This window comes from Streptomyces nitrosporeus (assembly GCF_008704555.1).
Classification (GTDB): domain Bacteria; phylum Actinomycetota; class Actinomycetes; order Streptomycetales; family Streptomycetaceae; genus Streptomyces; species Streptomyces nitrosporeus.
The window spans coordinates 4,750,001-4,769,371 of the sequence record NZ_CP023702.1 but is presented as its reverse complement, the minus strand read 5'-3'; the positions used below and the strand labels follow the sequence as shown (position 1 = coordinate 4,769,371).

15 protein-coding genes and 2 rRNA genes (1 of these 17 running past the window's edge) are annotated in these 19,371 nt (G+C 69.6%); 7 read left to right on the top strand and 10 right to left on the bottom strand.

What is annotated here, in order from left to right; all coding sequences use genetic code 11:
• Positions 1-131: 131 nt before the first annotated feature.
• Positions 132-722, top strand: coding sequence for a GNAT family N-acetyltransferase (locus tag CP967_RS21180; protein WP_150489476.1), 591 nt, complete (start codon positions 132-134; stop codon positions 720-722).
• Positions 723-731: 9 nt separating this feature from the next.
• Positions 732-1,907, top strand: coding sequence for a winged helix-turn-helix domain-containing protein (locus CP967_RS21175; RefSeq protein WP_150489475.1), 1,176 nt, complete (start codon positions 732-734; stop codon positions 1,905-1,907).
• A 69-nt stretch (positions 1,908-1,976) separates the two neighbouring features.
• Here CP967_RS21175 and CP967_RS21170 read toward each other — a convergent pair whose 3' ends face one another.
• The 7 genes from CP967_RS21170 to mtnA all read right to left on the bottom strand — a co-directional run bounded on the left by CP967_RS21170 (position 1,977) and on the right by mtnA (position 10,703).
• A complete protein-coding gene (locus CP967_RS21170) occupies positions 1,977-2,729 on the bottom strand; it encodes a response regulator (RefSeq protein ID WP_150489474.1) in 753 nt (250 codons plus the stop codon).
• Positions 2,730-2,922: 193 nt separating this feature from the next.
• The gene (gene hpf, locus CP967_RS21165) at positions 2,923-3,612 is read right to left on the bottom strand and encodes a ribosome hibernation-promoting factor, HPF/YfiA family (RefSeq protein ID WP_150489473.1); all 690 of its coding nucleotides are present in this window, start codon (positions 3,610-3,612) and stop codon (positions 2,923-2,925) included.
• 328 nt (positions 3,613-3,940) lie between these two features.
• Positions 3,941-4,762 carry a ComF family protein gene (locus tag CP967_RS21155; RefSeq protein WP_150489471.1) on the bottom strand — a complete coding sequence of 274 codons (822 nt, stop codon included), beginning with the start codon at positions 4,760-4,762 and terminating at the stop codon, positions 3,941-3,943.
• 205 nt (positions 4,763-4,967) lie between these two features.
• A complete protein-coding gene (locus CP967_RS21150; protein ID WP_150489470.1) occupies positions 4,968-6,836 on the bottom strand; it encodes an LpqB family beta-propeller domain-containing protein in 1,869 nt (622 codons plus the stop codon).
• On the bottom strand, positions 6,826-8,862 hold the full coding sequence (mtrB, locus tag CP967_RS21145; RefSeq protein WP_150489469.1) for an MtrAB system histidine kinase MtrB: 2,037 nt from the start codon (positions 8,860-8,862) through the stop codon (positions 6,826-6,828). The genes CP967_RS21150 and mtrB overlap by 11 nt, the downstream gene beginning before the upstream one ends.
• A gap of 1 nt (position 8,863) precedes the next feature.
• A complete protein-coding gene (gene mtrA, locus CP967_RS21140; RefSeq protein ID WP_187282414.1) occupies positions 8,864-9,553 on the bottom strand; it encodes a two-component system response regulator MtrA in 690 nt (229 codons plus the stop codon).
• Between the two features lie 4 nt (positions 9,554-9,557).
• Positions 9,558-10,703, bottom strand: coding sequence for an S-methyl-5-thioribose-1-phosphate isomerase (gene mtnA / locus CP967_RS21135; RefSeq protein ID WP_150489468.1), 1,146 nt, complete (start codon positions 10,701-10,703; stop codon positions 9,558-9,560).
• 140 nt (positions 10,704-10,843) lie between these two features.
• Between mtnA and CP967_RS21130 the strand changes: the two genes are divergently transcribed.
• The 5 genes from CP967_RS21130 to CP967_RS21110 are packed head-to-tail and all read left to right on the top strand — an operon-like array spanning position 10,844 to position 16,363.
• Positions 10,844-12,052 carry a DUF7847 domain-containing protein gene (locus CP967_RS21130; protein WP_150489467.1) on the top strand — a complete coding sequence of 403 codons (1,209 nt, stop codon included), beginning with the start codon at positions 10,844-10,846 and terminating at the stop codon, positions 12,050-12,052.
• 4 nt (positions 12,053-12,056) lie between these two features.
• Entirely contained in the window at positions 12,057-12,746 is a 690-nt protein-coding gene (locus CP967_RS21125) for a DUF4129 domain-containing protein (RefSeq protein WP_150489466.1), read from the top strand.
• Complete coding sequence (locus CP967_RS21120; RefSeq protein WP_150489465.1) at positions 12,746-14,017, top strand: DUF4350 domain-containing protein; 1,272 nt, start codon at positions 12,746-12,748, stop codon at positions 14,015-14,017. The genes CP967_RS21125 and CP967_RS21120 overlap by 1 nt, the downstream gene beginning before the upstream one ends.
• Positions 14,014-15,039, top strand: a complete 1,026-nt coding sequence (locus CP967_RS21115) for an AAA family ATPase (protein ID WP_190175078.1) — start codon at positions 14,014-14,016, stop codon at positions 15,037-15,039. The genes CP967_RS21120 and CP967_RS21115 overlap by 4 nt, the downstream gene beginning before the upstream one ends.
• A 10-nt stretch (positions 15,040-15,049) precedes the next feature.
• Complete coding sequence (locus CP967_RS21110; RefSeq protein ID WP_150489464.1) at positions 15,050-16,363, top strand: DUF58 domain-containing protein; 1,314 nt, start codon at positions 15,050-15,052, stop codon at positions 16,361-16,363.
• Positions 16,364-16,399: 36 nt separating this feature from the next.
• Here the strand turns inward: CP967_RS21110 and CP967_RS21105 are convergent, their stop codons facing one another.
• From CP967_RS21105 to CP967_RS21095, 3 genes are all read right to left on the bottom strand, one after another.
• Positions 16,400-16,933, bottom strand: coding sequence for a VOC family protein (locus CP967_RS21105; protein WP_150489463.1), 534 nt, complete (start codon positions 16,931-16,933; stop codon positions 16,400-16,402).
• Between the two features lie 174 nt (positions 16,934-17,107).
• Positions 17,108-17,224: ribosomal RNA gene (rrf, locus tag CP967_RS21100) — 5S ribosomal RNA — on the bottom strand.
• 79 nt (positions 17,225-17,303) lie between these two features.
• Positions 17,304-19,371, bottom strand: a 23S ribosomal RNA gene (locus CP967_RS21095); it runs 1,057 nt beyond the window's last position.

The window sequence follows — 19,371 nt, the reverse complement described above, 5'->3', positions numbered from 1 at the left end:
GCCGCGCCGGGAGGGCTGCTGCCGCGTTGGCCCCGCCCCGCCCTCCAGGAACAACGGCCACGGGGCACGGAAGGTGCCGGGAAGCCCGAAAAGAGCTCGCCCCGGCACGGCGCACTCAGCAGAATCCGTTCATGGAACCCACCACCCTCAGCACCGAACGCCTGCTGCTGCGCCCCTTCGCCCCCACGGACGAGGAGGAGGTGTTCGCCGCCTGCCAGGACCCGGCCGTCCAGCGCTGGACGGTCGTCCCCTCCCCCTACACCCGCGCCGACGCCGAGCTCTTCACCCGCAAGCTCTCCCCCGACGGCTGGGCGGACGACTCGATGTACAGCTTCGCCCTGGTGCCACGGGAGACCGGGCGTCCGGCCGGTGCGCTCGGCGTCCACCGCCGCGACCGGGCCGGCATCTACGAGGTGGGTTTCTGGATCGCCCGGGAACACCGCGGCCGGGGCCTCATGACCGAAGCCGTACGCGAAGCGGCCCGCTGGGCGTTCACCGTGCTCGCCGCGGACCGCCTGGAGTGGCGGGCCGAGACCGGCAACACCGCGTCGCGGTCCGTCGCCCTGCGTGCCGGTTTCCGTATGGAGGGCGACCAGCGCTCGGCACTGCTCAACAAAGGCACCTGGCGCGACACCTGGACCGGCGCGCTGCTCCCCTCGGACCTGGGGCTGGCCGGGACCCTTCCGTACGTCCCGGCACCCGGTGTCAGTGGCGCGTCCTAGAGTTCGGGCATGACGCCAGTCCCGACGCCCGTTCTGGAAATCTCCGCCGACCAGGCCCGCCGGATCGCCCTGCGCGCCCAGGGACTGCTGGGCGCCCCGGACCGCAGGGGCGGTGTCACCGGGGTGCTGCGGCACCTCGGTGCCGTCCAGCTCGACACCATCTCCGTGCTGGCCCGTTCGCACGAACTCGTCCCGTACGCGCGGCTCGGCGCCCTCGGGCGCCACACGGTCGACGAGGCGTACTGGTCGGGCGGCCGCTCCTTCGAGTACTGGTCGCACGCGGCGTGCATCCTGCCGATGCGGGAGTGGCCGCACTTCGCCTTCCGCCGCCGCGCCTACCGCTCCCGCCCGCAGTGGAACCACCCCCTCCCCGACGGGACGTACGAGACGGTGATCAGAAAACTGCGCACCGAGGGGCCTCTCACCGCCACGGAGCTGGGCGGCGCGAAGAACGGCGGCGAGTGGTGGGACTGGTCGGCGTCGAAGGTCGCCGTCGAACGCGCCCTGATGTACGGCGAGGTGGTCTGCACCGAGCGGCGCGGCTGGAAGCGCGTCTACGACCTGGCCGAGCGCGCGATCCCCGGCGCGGTGCTGAACGACGACCTGGACGACGCGGAGTGCCTGCGCCGGCTGGTCTCCCAGGCGGGCAGCGCCCTGGGCGTCGGCACCAGGGCGGACATCGCCGACTACCACCGCCTCAGGGCCGAGCAGTTCGACGCCGTGGTCGCGGAATCCGGTCTCGTCCCCGTGTCCGTGCGGGGCTGGCAGAAGCCCGCCTGGGCCGCCCCCGAAGCCCTGGAGTCGGAACCGCGCGGACGCCACCGCACGACACTGCTGTCCCCCTTCGACTCCCTGATCTGGGAACGCGCCCGTACCGAGCGGGTCTTCGGCTTCACCCACCGCCTGGAGGCCTACGTGCCCCGGCTGAAGCGGGTGCACGGCTACTTCGCGATGCCCCTGCTGGCGGGCGGCAGGCTGCGGGGCCGGGTCGACCCCGCCCGGGACGGCAGCACGCTGGTCGCCCGGCAGGTCTCCCTGGAGGACCGAAAAGCCGTGGAGCCGATGGCCCGGGCCCTGGTGGAGGCTGCTTCCTGGGTCGGCTGCACCGATGTGCGGCTGGAGAAGGTGCAGGCCCCGGAGCTACGCGAACCCCTACAGGCGGAAATCACCCGTGCCCTGGCCTGAGGGCTCCGGGCGGGGAGCGCGGGGCGGAGAACCTCCGTGGAGGGCACGGCGGTCCGGCCGGCGTCCGGGTCAGCGGATCTCCAGGATCTTCTCCCGCATGGCATAGACCACGGCTTCCATCCGGGAGTGCAGTTGCAGCTTCTCCAGAATGTTGCGGACGTGGTTCTTCACCGTGTTCTCGGAGATGAACAATTCCTTGGCGATATCACGGTTGTTCATTCCGGTGGCCACCAGTTTGAGCACCTCGAGTTCCCGGTCGGTCAGCCGGGGCGCCGGTACGAGCCGGCGCTCGTCGGTGCGCTGGATCATCGACTTGAACTCGGTGAGGAGCTTCGACGCCATCGACGGACTGATCTGGGACTGGCCGTCCGCCACGGCGCGAATGGCCGTGGACACCTCGTCGGTCGAGATCTCCTTCAGGAGGTAACCGGTGGCACCGGCCTTGATCGCCTCGTAGAGGTCGGCCTCCTCGTCGCTGATCGTCAGCATGATGATCTTCGCACTGGGGGCGACCTCCTTGATCGAGGTGCACGCCTCGATCCCCCCGCGCCTGGGCATCCGGACGTCCATCAGCACGATGTCGGGAAGCAGGTCCGCCGCTTTGTCGACGGCCTCCGCGCCGTCGCCCGCCTCCCCGACGACCTGGATGTCCTCCTCCTGCGCGAGAACGATCTCCAGCCCCCTGCGGAAGAGGGCGTGGTCATCGACCACCAGGACTCTGATGGGCTCTTTCCGGGAACCGCCGTCGTCCACGCCCGGGTCCGTCGCGGCAGTGTCGTGGGCACCGTTCGTCCTGCGCACGGGTCCGAAGGTGTCCGCCATCGTTCCTCCCCCTGAAGGCCACGGCCTGAGATAACAGGCTGCCCGCCAACGGCACTACTCGGAGCGCCACTTGACCGGGGCGCCATAATTTCATGCCCGCACGCCGAAGCGGTGCTCCCGCCAGGAAGGACATGGCGCCCCCGGACGTACGGACGTTTCCGGGGGCACCGTGTCCACAGTCGCGCGGGCGGTGTCAGCCGCCGAGCGCACCGCCCGCGCCGCCCGCACCGTCGGCGGCCAGCGGGTCGGTCCTCAGGTGGATCACACCGTAGTCGTACGCGTGCCGCCGGTAGACGACATTGGGCTCCTTGGTCTCGGAGTCGACGAACAGGTAGAAGTCGTGCCCGACCAGCTCCATCTCGTAGAGCGCCTGGTCGAGCGTCATCGGTGCCGCGACGTGCGTCTTCTCACGCACCACGAGCGGTCCTTCGCCCTGCACCTCGAGCGAACCGACCTTGGTGGTGGGCACGGACGGCGGCGTCTCCGTGGGGATCAGCTCGCCGTCCGCGTTGAACGAAGCGACGCCCGGCACGACCTCGGCCACCTCGGCTGCGGACAGCCGGCCGTTGCCCCGGCGGCTGTAGCGCTTGTCGTGGCTCTTGCGCAGCCGCGCGTCCAGCTTGTCGGTGGCCAGATCCAGCGCTGCGTACGGGTCGCCTGCCGCCGCTTCGGCCCTGATGACCGGCCCACGTGTGCGAAGTGTGATCTCCACCCGCGCCGCCCGGTCGGCCTGACGGGGATTCGGCTCCTTGGACACCTCGACATCCAGGCTCATCACCTTGCCGTCGAACTTCTGGATCTTCTCCAGCTTCAGCTTCTCGGCCACGTGCTTGCGGAACCGCTCGGGTACCTCGGTCTTGCGGCCCTTGACGACGATGTCCACGCAGAACTCCGTTCCCGGATCGCTCCGCCTCGGGTGCGGAGCATCTCCCTTTTGCACCAGACTCCGGCACTCACCGGAGCCGCGAACTCGGCGGCTTCCGCCTCCTCCTCCCCAGACGGCGAGGTGTCCGCCCCACCGCTTTCCGGGTATGTCGCCCGTCGGTGAGTTACCTGCCCGAAACCTGGTGGTGCATTCATCGAGGTCGGTAGGAACCATGCCTCACAACCGAACATAGCCTGCCCACCGCCGTGTCGGCACCCGCTACTCACGCGTACCTCCGATCGGGCTCCTTTACCTACTCGCCACCTGCAATGATGAAAGTTTTCTGTCATTTCCGGTTTAATTCGAAAGCCGACGGAGAAGCCGCCACCACCGCGGCCGCCAACCGCACCCCAGCCCCTTCACCCGCCTCCCGCGCCGAGGCGGGGCCCGCACGGCCCGCCCCTGCACAGGCACGGGCGGGTCCCGCCCGAGGCACCGCCTCGGCACCGGCCGCGCCCCCGGGCCCGCCCGCCCACGCCGTACGCACCGCCCGCGCTCCTTCCGCCAGGGTCGCCCCGGTCGTCATCAGGTCGTCCACCAGCACGACCCGGCCTCCCCTGAGCAACGGCCGAGCCCGGTCCACCACCACCAGCGCGCCCGCCAGGTTCTCCCGGCGCTCCCGGGAGCCCAGCCCCGCCTGGTCGGCCACCCGCCGTCCTTGCCGCAGAACCGCGGCCACCCGCGCCGGGACGCCCTCGCACCGCAACCGGACCGCCGCGGACCGGGCCATCCTGCGGACCGGATCGTGCCCGCGCGCGGCCGTGGCGGAACGCGACGACGGCATGGGCACGAGCAGCACCGGCCCCTCACCGCCCAGGCGGCCCGCTCCCGCCCGCACAGCGTCCGCCAGCGCCCCGCCCAGCGCTCCGGCCAGTCCCAGCGCCCCGCGTTCCTTGTGGGCCAGCAGCGCCGCGCGTACCGCGTCCCCGTACGGGGCGACCGCGTGCACCACCGGGAGCCCCGGCGGCTCGGGATCCGGCCTCACCCGGGACGGCGGGGCCGCCAGCTCCGCCGCGCACTCCCCGCACAGCGGCGTACGCGGTCTGCCGCAGCCCCCACAGGCCACCGGCAGAACCAGTCCGTTGAACTCCCGCCACCATCCGCTCATGGCACCACTGTGCCCCGTACCGCCCGGACGTGGTTCTGCCTGTGGACGACGGTGCGCTCTGTGGACAACCGGCTCACCCGTCGGAGGGCCGCTCCCGTCCCGCGGACGCCCGGGCACCGAGAACCGCCTCGGCGCGCAGACCGTGCGAGCGGCCCGGGGACCCCGGCCGGGGAGCCCGGGGCCAGGGGCCGGCCGAGGGAACGGATCAGCCGGGGTAGACCAGCGAGGAGCCTTCCTTGAGCACCGTCTGCCAGTTGTCACCCGGCGACAGCTTCACGATCCCGTCGCTCTCGGTGTCCGCCATCAGCGGCAGCTGCTCGTCGTCAGCCGCGGCGACGGCCGTCACCTGGTTCACCCCGGGCAGCACCCCCGACGACGGCGTCGAACCGTCCGCCTGGACGTACCGCACCTGCTGCACACCGCCCTCCTCCTTGCCGACCACCACCAGGCGGCTGCGGCCCGACCAGGACACGGCCGTCACATCGGTCAGCTGCGGTGCGGCGGTACGCAGGTCCTCGACGGACACCCGCGCCGCAGCACCCTGCCCGTGGCGCTCGATCCGCCCGATCCGCAAGGTCGTGTGCCCGCCGTCAGAGACCCTCAGCGCGATCCTGACGCCGTCGGCCGACAGCCGGAGCGCCTCGATCCGCCCCGGGCCCAGCCCCGGTACGGCGACCGTCTGCGGTTCCCCCTCCCCGCCGGCCAGCCGGAGCAGCCGGGGACCGGCCGGGTCGCGGTCGGCGACCCACAAGTCCCCGTTGCCGTCCCAGCTCGGCGCGGAAAGACGGTCCTCCGCCTTCTCGGCGCGACTGGTCACGGCCGGAACGAGCTCCTCCTCGCCCCCGTCGACCAGCGAGGACACATAGAGGTTCTGCTGGTTCTGCGAGAGCGCGGCCCCCTGCCGCTCGTCCCGGGAGACCCCGACCGCGCTCATCGCGACGGGACCCTCACCGAGCGGACCGAGGACCGGCGCCGGGACTCCCAGCCCCTTGGTGCTCCCCAGGATCCGCTGCACATGGCCCTTGTCGTCGACGAAGTACTGGCTGTCGGGAGCGTCGGAGCCCTTGCCGGCCTCGAACTCCCCGGCCTCGTCCGCACGCAGGGAACACAGCGGACCGTCGGTGCCCTGCAGCTCCACCTGCCCCACCCGGGCCGAGGTGAGATCGCGCAGGGTGAACAGCACCTGCGCCGCCATCATCCGGCACTCCCCCGGACGCGCCTTGTCCGCGTGCCCGGTCAGCGGCACCTTCAGCACGTTCTCGTCGTCGGGCGTCAGCGAGGTGGTCCCCTTCACGAGCGCCGTGCCCGCGGGGAACCTCGAACCGGCAACCGGCCGCAGCCAGTTCGTCGGCCCCGCCAGCAGCGCCCGCACCGTCTGGGTGGCCGTGTCCATCCGGGTGACGGGATCGGTCCGGTTCCGTACGTAGACGGGGTCGGCGACCAGTGCCGGGTCCCCCTCCGCACGGCCGGCCGCGAAGTAGTACTTGTTCACGGAGCGGTACAGCCGCTTGAAGTCGGACTGCCCGAGCACCAGACCGTCCGGCACCACGTCGATGCGCCACTCCTCCTTGCCGTCCGCGCCCTTCTCCTGTACCAGGTGCAGGATCTCCGCGTAATCCGTCGGCGCCAGCGGCCGGTACGAACTCTGCGCGTCGACCGTCGCCACCTGGTCGCCGGTCAGCGTGTAGGTGGTCTCCGAGGGCCGGCGCTCCTTGTCGTGGAGCGAGGGCCCGGTGCGGTTCGGCGCCTTCGCCAGCACCGTCGTCCCCTTGCCCGGCTGCCAGCTGCGCCCCGCCTGCTCGGTCAGATAGGTGCGGGTCGTCCTGAAGTCGGGGTCGTCGCTCGTCATCGACTCCAGGAAGCCGTCGACGATCTCGACCGGTGAGGCGCCCTCCCTGGGCGGCACCGCGTACACCTGGACCTGGGCGTCACCGGCCTGCGAGGCCTCCACCGCCTTGACGTCACCGGTGACCGGCATCGCCCCGCAGCCGGCGAGCACCACCGTGGCGCAGCCGAGCAGCACGGACACCCGCGTCCTGCGGCCGGGGCCTTTCTGCCGGTGGTCAGTGTCCACGGGTCGTGTCCTCCTGCTCGGGTTCCTGCGTCACCGGGCCGACGGCACCGTCCGGCCGTTCTCCCGCCGGGCGGGGCACCACCCATGCACCGCTGCCGGGCAGGGCCGCCGGATCGACCGGCCCCGGGGCCGGTCGCGGCACCATGGAGCCACGGGCCGGAACCGGAAGCTGTGCCCGTGACGCGGCTCCCCCCTGGCTCGGCACCGGCATCAGCCGGTGGTCCCCGGCCGCCTCCGCGGCCTTCGACCGCTCGCGCTCCTCCCGGTTGCGCCGGGAGTCCTCGGGCTCCAGCGGTATCGGAGACCCCCGCAGCGGCTCGTCCGCCGTACGCGGCAGCGTCAGCCTGAACTGGGAGCCGCCGCCGGGCTCGCCCCACGCCTGCAGCCAGCCGCCGTGCAGCCGGGCGTCCTCCACCGCGATCGACAGCCCCAGCCCGGTACCGCCCGTGGTACGGGCACGCGCCGGATCGGCACGCCAGAAACGGTTGAAGACCCGGGTCGCCTCCCCCGGCTTGAGCCCCACGCCGTAGTCCCGGACGGCGACGGCCACGGCACCCTGCGCGACACCCATCCGCACGACGACGTCCCTGCCCTCGCCGTGCTCCACGGCGTTGACCACGAGGTTGCGCAGCACCCGTTCGACACGGCGCGGGTCGGCTTCCGCGACGACGGGCAGTTCGTCGCCCATGACGACGATCCGGCTGCCCTTGCGCTCCGCCAGTGGTTCCGCGCCGCCGATGACCCGCCGCACGACCGACCGCAGATCTATCGGTTCGGCGTCCAGGGCCGCCGCCCCCGCGTCGAACCTGCTGATCTCCAGCAGATCCGACAGGAGCGACTCGAAGCGGTCGAGCTGGTCGCCCAGCAGCTCCGCCGAACGCGCGGTCACCGGGTCGAAGTCCACCCGCGCCTCATGGATGACGTCAGCGGCCATCCGCACGGTGGTGAGCGGCGTCCTCAGTTCGTGGCTCACGTCGGAGACGAACCGGCGCTGCATCCGGGAGAGCTCCTCGAGCTGCGAGATCTTCAGCTGGAGGTTCTGTGCCATCTTGTTGAAGGCCTCACCGAGGCGGGCGATGTCGTCCTCCCCGGTGACCTTCATCCGCTCCTGGAGCCGGCCCGCCGAAAGCCGTTCGGCGATACCCGCCGCCATCCGCACGGGTGTCACGACCTGGCGCACGACGAACCAGGCGATGGCGCCGAGCAGCACGACCACGAAGAGACCCGCCGTTGCGAGCGTCGTCGTGACCAGGGTCAGCGACTTCTCCTCCTGCGTGAGCGGGAAGAGGTAGTACAGCTCGTACGGGTTGTGGTCGATGTCGTAGAGCCGCTTGCCCACGACGAGCCCCGGCCGGGGATCCTTCCCGTACGAATACCGGATCTCCGTGTACGTCTGGAACGCCCCGGGCCCCTTGGCGACGTCGTCTCTCAGCCTCTGCGGAACACTCGACGCCTCGACACTGCCGGAACCCCGGGGGGCCCGGCTGGTGGCGCCCTGATCGACGGAGTCCGCGCTCAGCGCCACCACGTTGAACGCGTTCGCCCCTCCGCTGGCGAGCTGGTCGACCAGCTCCGTCCGCCAGGAGGTGTTCGCCGTCACGCCGTCGGCACCCTCCTCCTCACCCTGGTCACCCGGGGCGAGGGGGGCGTTCGCGTTGGCCTGGGCAGCCGCGAAACCACCGGCCGCCTGGGTCTGCGCCGCCTTCGCCTTGGCGTCGAGCAGGCCGTTGCGCACCTGCCCGATCACCACGAAGCCCAGCAGCAGCACCACACCGATCGACATCAGCAGCGTGCCCGCGACCACCCGGAGCTGGAGATTGCGGCGCCACAGCCGCACAGCGGGCAGCAACGGCCGCCGCGCCCACCTCATCAGCAGGCGCAGCACCGTCCCTCCCGGCGCTTCGTGGAACAGCCGGCCACCCCTCAGCACCCGGCCGAACCGGGAGGACGCCGGATCATGGCCGGCAGCCCGCTCCGTACGGACTCCCGGCCCCCCGGGTTTCGGAGCAGCGCTGCCCGGGGTCATATCAGCTCGGTCCGGCCTTGTAACCGACGCCGCGGACGGTCACCACGATCTCCGGCCGCTCCGGGTCCTTCTCGACCTTGGAGCGGAGCCGCTGGACATGCACGTTCACCAGCCGGGTGTCGGCGGCGTGGCGGTAGCCCCACACCTGTTCGAGCAGCACCTCGCGGGTGAAGACCTGCCACGGCTTACGGGCCAGCGCGACCAGCAGGTCGAACTCCAGCGGGGTGAGCGCGATGGACTGCCCCTCCCGCTTCACCGAGTGCCCCGCCACATCGATGACCAGGTCACCGATCGTCAGCTGCTCCGGTGCGGGCTCCTCGGACCTGCGCAGACGTGCCCTGATACGGGCCACCAGCTCCTTCGGTTTGAACGGCTTGACGATGTAGTCGTCGGCCCCCGACTCCAGGCCCACCACCACATCGACGGTGTCGCTCTTGGCGGTGAGCATGACGATCGGCACGCCGGACTCGGCCCTGATCAGCCTGCAGACCTCGATGCCGTCCCGTCCGGGCAGCATGAGGTCCAGCAGCACAAGATCGGGCTTGGCCTCGCGGAAAGCTGCCAATGCCTTGTCGCCGTCCGCTACGAACGACGGCTCGAAACCTTCTCCACGCAGCACAATGCCGAGCATCTCGGCCAGCGCGGTGTCGTCGTCGACGACAAGGACGCGTCCCTTCATAAACGACATCATCCCATTAGCTAATCGTTACCTGCGATGACCTGGCACACAGCTCCGCCAGTCCGGCCCCCGTGACCGGAGAAATGACACCCTCCTCCGTGACGATCGCCGTGACCAGTTCCGGCGGCGTCACGTCGAAGGCCGGGTTGTACGCCTGGGCCGGCCGGGTCCCCGTGCCTGCCGCAGCGCCCTCCGGTCCGGCCTGACCCGCACCCGGGTATGTGAACTCGGTCACTTCGCTCGCGGAGCGCTGCTCCACGATGATCGACGCCCCGTCCGGGGTGAGCAGATCGACGGTCGAGACCGGCGCCACCACGATGAACGGGACATGGTGGTACTTCGCCAGCACCGCCAGCGGGTAGCTTCCCACCTTGTTGGCCACCGCACCGTCGGCGGCGATGCGGTCGGCACCGATGAGCACCGCGTCGACCTCCCCCGCGGCGAACAGCGAACCGGCCGCGCTGTCCGTGAGGACACTGAACGGCAGACCGTTCCGCGCCGCCTCGTACGCGGTGAGCCTGGCCCCCTGCAACAGCGGACGCGTCTCGTCCACCCACAGCTGCCGCAGACTTCCCCCGCGGTGCGCCTCCAGCGCGACCGCGAAGGCGGTGCCCTCGCCACCGGACACGAGCGCTCCGGTGTTGCAATGGGTCAGCAGCCGGTGCGCACCTCCCGGCAGGAGCTCCGCCAGCAGCTCCAGGCCGTACCGCGCCATCCGCGCGCTGGCCACGGCGTCCTCCTTGTGCAGAGCCCTCGCCTCGGCCAGTGCGGCTTCGGCGGCGGCCCCCCGGTCCGCTCCCTTCCTCACGGCGGCCAGGTACGCGCTCTCCACCCGCCGAGCGCCGTACCCGAGGTTCACCGCGGTGGGCCGCGCCCCGGCCAGCAGTTCCGCGGCCCTGGCCACGTCCTCACCCCTGGCCGCGGCCAGGGCGACCCCGTACCCGCCGGCGATGCCCAGCAGAGGAGCGCCGCGCACCGCCAGCGTCCTGATCGCCTGCACCAGAGCCGGGACATCGGCACAGACCAGCTCGGCCTCCTGCGACGGCAGCCGTGTCTGGTCGAGAAGCACCACGGCGGGGCCTTCGGGCGACCCGTCCCAGCGGAGTACGGAAAGGGCCGGAGGCTCGACACCCACTGACGAACACGCGTCCTGATCAACCATCCGCCCAGTCTGCCCTCTGAGTGGCCGCCGTAAGAAGACAAGGAGGAGACAAGGTGCCCGGCACGCACCGGAGCGGCGCGTGGCACGATGGCTGCCAACCTGCCGCCCCGATGAGCGGTCAGGACCGTGAAGGAGCGATGATGAACGACTCTCCGGGCTGGGCTTCGCCCGGATCCGCCCCCTCCGACGACCAGGAGGGCACCGGCATCCCCAGGCCTTCCGCCCCGGCCGACGACAAGGGCCCGGCCGACCAGTGGTCCAGGGACCGGCCTCCCGCCGGGCAGTGGTCCCCACCGAGCACGGCCGGAAACGGACCGGCCGGGCCCGCCCCCGCCCCGGGGCGGGCCGGCAGCACCGGCGGGGGCGCCGGGTGGGGCCGCGGGCCGGCCGCCGCGAAGCCGGGGGTCATCCCCCTCCGCCCGCTGAGCATCGGGGAGATCCTCGACGGTGCCGTGTCCGCGATGCGGGCCCACTGGCGCCCGGTACTCGGTATCAGCCTCACCGTCTCCGTGATCTCCCAGATCCTGATCGTCCTCCTGCAGCGCTACGTCCTGCCGGAACCGGTCTCCATCGACCCGAACGCCGTCGGCAGCGAAGCCCTGCGCCAGGCGACCGACTCGATGGAGTCGCAGCTGTCCTCCATGGCTCCTGCCACGGTCATCTCGATGATCGCCACACTCCTCACCACCTCCGTCCTCACCGTGGTCATCAGCCGCTCGGTGCTGGGCCGGGGAGTGACACTGGGCGAGGCATGGGCCGAGGCCCGGCCCCGGATCCTCCCCCTCCTGGGACTGACCCTGCTGCTGAGCCTGATGAACGTGGCGATCATGACCGTCGCGCTGCTTCCCGGGCTCCTCCTGGGCGGGAACGGCGGTGTCGCACTGGCCTTCCTCGGCCTGGTCGCGGCCGCGGTCGTCCTGCTCTGGCTGATGGTCCGTTTCGCCCTCGCCGCGCCGGCGCTGATGCTGGAACGGCAGCCGGTCCTCACCTCGCTGCGACGGTCCGCGAAGCTGGTCAGGGGTGCCTGGTGGCGGACGTTCGGCGTCCTCGCGCTGACCTACCTGCTGATCCTCGTCGTCACGATGGTCATCGCCGTTCCGTTCGGCGTCCTCGCGGTGGCCCTGGAAAGCGGCGGACCGGCCGAATTCCTCAGCGGCTCCACCGACTTCGGCTGGTCTTTCCTCATCGTCACGGGCATCGGGGAAGTGGTCGTCGCGACGCTCGCCTACCCCTTCGCCGCAGGCGTGATGGCACTTCTCTACATCGACCAGCGCATCCGCCGCGAGGCACTGGACCTGGATCTCGCCAGGGCGGCCGGGGTACCCGGATACGAGGACCCCAGGAGCTGATGCCGTGACGCGAACGGGGGGCACCACCACAGCGCAACGGCTCGTCCGGGCAGCGGACGACGTACCCGTGGACATATCCCGGATCCCTGCCCGGGAGGCGGCACAGGACGAACTGTCCGACCCGATGTACCACGAGCAGGACCCCAATCTCCTCGAGCGCGCCTTCGACCGGTTCTGGGACTGGGTAGGAGGACTCTTCGAGGGGGTGGCCGGGGCCGCCCCGGGCGGGCCGCTCGGCCTCGTCGTGATCGTCCTGGTGGTCCTCGCGCTGGCCGCCGCGCTCTGGTGGCGGCTCGGCACCCCGCAACGCGCCCCGCGTCCCGAGGAGGCGCTCTTCGGCGGCCCCGTCCGCAGCACGGAGGCCCACCGCGCCGCGGCGAAGGCGCACGCGGACGCCCACCGCTGGGCCGAAGCCGTCCAGGAGCACATGCGCGCCCTGGTGCGCGCCCTGGAGGACCGGGCGCTCCTGGACCCGCGGCCGGGCCGCACCGCGGACGAGGCCGCGGCCGACGCCGGCCGGCTGCTGCCCGCCCACGCCTCCCGGCTCCGCGCCGCGGCCCGGACCTTCGACGACGTCACATACGGCGGCCGGCCGGCCGACGAAGCGGCGTACCGGCGCCTGCGCGCCCTCGACCAGGAGATCGAAGCCGCCAAGCCCCTGCCGGCCGCGGGAACCGCTGTGGAGGTCTCCTGATGTCCGCGTCCACGGCCTCCACGAAGGCCGCGCCGCCCTCCACCGCCCCGACGTCCGTCTCCCGCACCCCTGACCAGGTCTGGCGGCGGGCGCGTGGTCTGCTGCTCGCCCTGCTGCTGCTCGTCATCGGGGGCGTGGCCTTCGCCGCTTTCCGCTCCGGAGGCGCACACGGGCGCCTCGATCCCCGCTCGGCCGACCCGCACGGCAGCCGGGCCGTCGCCGAGCTCCTGAAGGACCGGGGCGTCTCGGTCGACGTCGTCACCACCCTGGACCAGGCGACGGCGGCGAGCGGGCCCGACACCACGCTGCTCGTGGCCGGCCCCAATGTGCTCACCGGCCACCAGCAGTACGTCCTCCGGCAGGCCGCAGCCGAATCCCGGGGCCGCACGGTGCATGTCGCCCCCGGCCCCCGCTCGATCGGGCTGCTGGCCCCCGGTGCGGAGGCCGAGGCCCCCCGGCCGGTACAGCCCGGGCCGCCACGCTGCGACCTTCCCGCAGCCCGCTCGGCGGGAGCCGCGGACACCGGCGGATTCGGCTACACGACGGACGCCCGGGGGGCCGTCGCCTGCTACCCCGGCAATGGCCTCGCCTCCCTCCTCGTCCTCCCCGAGCACCCCTCCGGTGACACCGTCCTGCTCGGTGCCCCCGACTTCCTGTACAACGACCGCCTCGACCAGCAGGGCAACGCCTCGCTCGCCTTGCAGCTCCTCGGTTCCCGCCCTCATCTCGTCTGGTACCTCCCCTCTCTTTCCGATCCATCGGCCATGGAAGGACGCAACAGCGGCCAGGACGACACCGGGGACGACAGCGCCGACCGTGCCGACAGCACGAGCGGTGAGAGCGGCTTCCTCGCTCTCATTCCCTCCGGCTGGCTCTGGGGCACCCTTCAACTCGCCCTCGCGGCGGTCCTCGCCGCGGTCTGGCGAGCGCGCCGGCTGGGCCCCCTGGTCACCGAGCGGCTTCCCGTGGCCATCCGCGCTTCGGAGTCCGTGGAGGGCCGTGCCCGCCTCTACCGCAGGACCGACGCCCGCGACCACGCCGCCACCGCACTGCGTTCCGCCACACGCAGCCGCATCGCCCCCCTCGTCGGCGTCCCTTCCCATGACGCCCAGTCCCCCGAGGTCCTGCTTCCCGCCGTCCACGCACGCCTGCCCGAACCAGGCCACGACGCCGGCGCCCTGCTCTTCGGCCCGGCTCCGGCCGACGACACCGCCCTTGTCCTCCTGACCGACCAACTCGACGCCCTCGAAAGGGAGATACGCACCTCATGAGCGCCCCGACCCCGGAGCCCGCCGGACTTGAGCACACAGCTCTCGGGGGGAGCCCCACGTCTCCCGCCTCCGCCGACAGCGCCCGTGCCTCTCTGGAGGCCCTGCGCGCCGAGATCGCCAAGGCTGTGGTGGGTCAGGACCCCGCCGTGACCGGCCTGGTCGTCGCACTGCTCTGCCGGGGCCACGTACTCCTCGAAGGCGTCCCGGGCGTGGCCAAGACGCTTCTGGTCCGCGCTCTCGCCTCGTCCCTCGAACTGGGCACCAAACGCGTCCAGTTCACCCCTGACCTGATGCCGAGCGATGTCACCGGTTCTCTCGTCTACGACGCCCGCACGGCGGAGTTCTCCTTCCAGCCGGGACCGGTGTTCACCAACCTGCTGATCGCCGACGAGATCAACCGAACTCCTCCGAAGACCCAGTCCTCCCTCCTGGAGGCGATGGAGGAGCGGCAGGTCACCGTCGACGGTATCCCCCGCGCCCTGCCCGACCCGTTCCTCGTCGCGGCCACCCAGAATCCCGTCGAGTACGAGGGGACCTATCCGCTGCCCGAGGCCCAGCTGGACAGGTTCCTCCTCAAACTGACCGTGCCGTTGCCGTCCCGCGAGGACGAGATCAACGTCCTCACCCGGCACGCCGACGGTTTCGACCCACGGGATCTGGGTGCGGCCGGCATACGGCCCGTCGCCGGCCCCGCGGACCTGGAGGCTGCCCGTGCCGCGGTGGAGAAGACCCAGGTCTCCGCTGAAATCGCCGCTTACGTCGTCGATATCTGCCGTGCCACGCGTGAATCCCCCTCACTCGTCCTCGGAGCTTCTCCCCGAGGTGCGACCGCTCTGCTCTCCACCGCACGCGCATGGGCCTGGCTCACCGGCCGGGACTACGTCATCCCGGACGATGTGAAGGCCCTCGCGCTTCCCACCCTTCGTCATCGCATCCAACTGAGGCCGGAAGCCGAGATGGAGGGAGTCACCGCGGACTCCGTCATCACCTCGGTCCTGGCTCACGTCCCCGTTCCCCGATGAGGCGGTGACCATGGCCCTCACCGGAAGAGCCGCACTGCTGGCCGCCCTGGGCTCGCTGCCCGTAGGCATCCTGGCCCCGAGCTGGGCGGGCCTGCTCGCGGTCAACTCCCCGCTCGCATTGGCAATTCTGTGCGACTACTTCCTGGCCGCGCCAGTACGTTCGCTGCGATTCACCCGATCCGGTGATACATCCGTTCGACTCGGCGAGGCCGCAGAAGTGCGGCTCACCGTGACCAACCCATCCGGCCGGCGTCTTCGCGCACGTCTCCGGGACGCCTGGCCGCCCAGCAGTTGGTCCTCGGAGGCCGAGCAGGCCGCGGCACATCACCGGCTGAGCGTTCCCGCCGGTGAGCGGGTTCGGCTGACCACGTATCTGCGGCCCTCACGGCGCGGTGACCGGAGGGCGGAGCGGGTCACGGTCCGTTCCTTCGGCCCTTTGGGGCTCGCCGCCCGCCAGGGGTACCACCGCGTCCCCTGGACCGTACGGGCTCTTCCCCCCTTCACCAGCCGGAAGCATCTGCCTTCACGTCTCGCGCGGCTTCGCGAGCTCGACGGGCGGACCAGTGTGCTCACCCGGGGGGAGGGCACCGAGTTCGACAGCTTGCGCGCCTATGTTCCGGGCGACGACACACGCTCCATCGACTGGCGGGCCACCGCACGCCAGTCCGCGGTGGCCGTCCGGACCTGGCGGCCGGAGCGGGACCGCCACATCCTCATCGTGCTGGACACGGGCCGGACTTCAGCGGGCCGGGTCGGTGACGTGCCACGGCTGGACGCCGCGATGGATGCGGCTCTGCTCCTCACGGCACTGGCCGCACGAGCGGGCGACCGGGTGGATCTCCTTGCCTACGACCGGCGCGTCAAGGCCCGGGTCAGGGGGACGTCCGGTGCCGGTGACGCCCTGGCCGCAGTGGTCGGTGCCATGGCCCCGCTCGAACCGGAGCTGGTGGAGACGGACGCCCACGGCCTGTGCACCACGGTGCTGGCCCATGCTCCTCGGCGTTCGCTGATCGTGCTGTTGACGAGTCTGGACGCCGTTCCTGTCGAAGAGGGCCTGCTGCCCGTCCTCCCTCAGCTGACCCAGCGCCATACGGTGCTGGTGGCCTCGGTCACCGACCCCCAGGTCGAGGTCATGGCCCGGGCCAGGGGAACGATCGAGGCGGTTTACGATGCCGCCTCCGGGTCCCGGGCTCAGGAACAACGACGTCGGACAGCTGACCGGCTCCGACGGCACGGGGTCACGGTGGTGGACGCGGCACCGCACGTTCTGGCGCCCTCCCTGGCCGACGCGTATCTGGCCCTCAAGGCATCGGGCCGGCTCTGAACACCGTGCCACGGAATCCCGGAGCGGCTTCGAGTCTCAGCCGGACGTCCTGACGGGTGCGCTGCTGCGTCCTTGGGACCGTCCGCTGAGTTCGGCGTCAAGTGTCTTCTGGGCGACGCGCATGCCCTCGGCGTAGACGGGTTCCCTCAGCCGTTCCCACATCTCTTCCTCGGTGAGGTCCTCCACGGGGCTGGTCACCCACCAGATGTTGCCGAACGGGTCTTTGACCCGCCCTCCCCGGCTCCCGAAGGCGTCGTTCGCCAAAGACGTGACGATCCGGGCGCCGGCGCCGACGGCCTGTGAGAAGGCTGTGTCCGCGTCGGGTACGAACACGCGCAGCAGGCTCGGCATGACGGGCCAGTCGGCACGGCGGTCGAAGGCCAGTACGACGGTGTCCCCGACCCTGATCTCACCGTGTCCGATCAAGCCGTCCTCGGTCGGTACCCGCGCCAGCTCCTGCCCGTCGAACGCCTGGGTGACGAAGTCGAGAAAGGCCCCCGTGTCGTCGGTCACGACCCAGGGGGCGACCGTGGTGTAGCCCTTCGGCGCTGCACTGTTCTGATCGGGCATCGCGGTCCTTTCGTTGACGTCAGCTGCTGGCAACGAAGGCAGGAGCCCTATAGGCCAGCTTCCGTTCTGAACCGCTTCGTACAGCACACCGCTTCATACAGCACATGGATGTGTTCCGGTGGTGAACGCAGGAAAGCCCCGCACCAAAAGGTGCGGGGCTTCCCCGGAATAATTGTTCGGCGGCGTCCTACTCTCCCACAGGGTCCCCCCTGCAGTACCATCGGCGCTGAAAGGCTTAGCTTCCGGGTTCGGAATGTAACCGGGCGTTTCCCTAACGCAATGACCACCGAAACACTATGAAATTAACCAACACCGGACAACAACACGGCCGTTCGTTATTTCAGAACCAACACAGTGGACGCGAGCAACTGAGGACAAGCCCTCGGCCTATTAGTACCAGTCAGCTCCACCCGTTACCGGGCTTCCACATCTGGCCTATCAACCCAGTCGTCTACTGGGAGCCTTAACCACTCAAGGTGGTGGGAACACTCATCTCGAAGCAGGCTTCCCGCTTAGATGCTTTCAGCGGTTATCCTTTCCGAACGTAGCCAACCAGCCATGCCCTTGGCAGGACAACTGGCACACCAGAGGTTCGTCCGTCCCGGTCCTCTCGTACTAGGGACAGCCCTTCTCAATATTCCTACGCGCACAGCGGATAGGGACCGAACTGTCTCACGACGTTCTAAACCCAGCTCGCGTACCGCTTTAATGGGCGAACAGCCCAACCCTTGGGACCGACTCCAGCCCCAGGATGCGACGAGCCGACATCGAGGTGCCAAACCATCCCGTCGATATGGACTCTTGGGGAAGATCAGCCTGTTATCCCCGGGGTACCTTTTATCCGTTGAGCGACAGCGCTTCCACAAGCCACTGCCGGATCACTAGTCCCGACTTTCGTCCCTGCTCGACCCGTCGGTCTCACAGTCAAGCTCCCTTGTGCACTTACACTCAACACCTGATTGCCAACCAGGCTGAGGGAACCTTTGGGCGCCTCCGTTACTCTTTAGGAGGCAACCGCCCCAGTTAAACTACCCATCAGACACTGTCCCTGATCCGGATCACGGACCCAGGTTAGACATCCAGCACGACCAGAGTGGTATTTCAACGACGACTCCACAACCACTGGCGTGGCCGCTTCAAAGTCTCCCACCTATCCTACACAAGCCGAACCGAACACCAATATCAAACTATAGTAAAGGTCCCGGGGTCTTTCCGTCCTGCTGCGCGAAACGAGCATCTTTACTCGTAGTGCAATTTCACCGGGCCTATGGTTGAGACAGTCGAGAAGTCGTTACGCCATTCGTGCAGGTCGGAACTTACCCGACAAGGAATTTCGCTACCTTAGGATGGTTATAGTTACCACCGCCGTTTACTGGCGCTTAAGTTCTCAGCTTCGCACACCCGAAAGTGCACTAACCGGTCCCCTTAACGTTCCAGCACCGGGCAGGCGTCAGTCCGTATACATCGCCTTACGGCTTCGCACGGACCTGTGTTTTTAGTAAACAGTCGCTTCTCGCTGGTCTCTGCGGCCACCCCCAGCTCAGGAAGCAAGTTCCCTCACCAGTGATGGCCCCCCTTCTCCCGAAGTTACGGGGGCATTTTGCCGAGTTCCTTAACCATAGTTCACCCGAACGCCTCGGTATTCTCTACCTGACTACCTGAGTCGGTTTAGGGTACGGGCCGCCATGAAACTCGCTAGAGGCTTTTCTCGACAGCATAGGATCATCCACTTCACCACAATCGGCTCGGCATCAGGTCTCAGCCTTAACGTGTGACGGATTTGCCTACCACACGGCCTACACCCTTACCCCGGGACAACCACCGCCCGGGCTGGACTACCTTCCTGCGTCACCCCATCGCTTACCTACTACAAGTCTGGTTCATCGGCTCCACCACTACCCTCAACTCCGAAGAGATCGGGCCGGCTTCACGGACTTAGCATCGCCTGATTCAGTACTGGGCGTTTCAAAGCGGGTACCGGAATATCAACCGGTTGTCCATCGACTACGCCTGTCGGCCTCGCCTTAGGTCCCGACTTACCCTGGGCAGATCAGCTTGACCCAGGAACCCTTAGTCAATCGGCGCACACGTTTCTCACGTGTGTATCGCTACTCATGCCTGCATTCTCACTCGTGAACCGTCCACAACTCGCTTCCGCGGCTGCTTCACCCGGCACACGACGCTCCCCTACCCATCCCAGCCCCCGTTGGGGGTACATGCTGGAATGACACGACTTCGGCGGTACGCTTGAGCCCCGCTACATTGTCGGCGCGGAATCACTTGACCAGTGAGCTATTACGCACTCTTTCAAGGGTGGCTGCTTCTAAGCCAACCTCCTGGTTGTCTCTGCGACTCCACATCCTTTCCCACTTAGCGTACGCTTAGGGGCCTTAGTCGATGCTCTGGGCTGTTTCCCTCTCGACCATGGAGCTTATCCC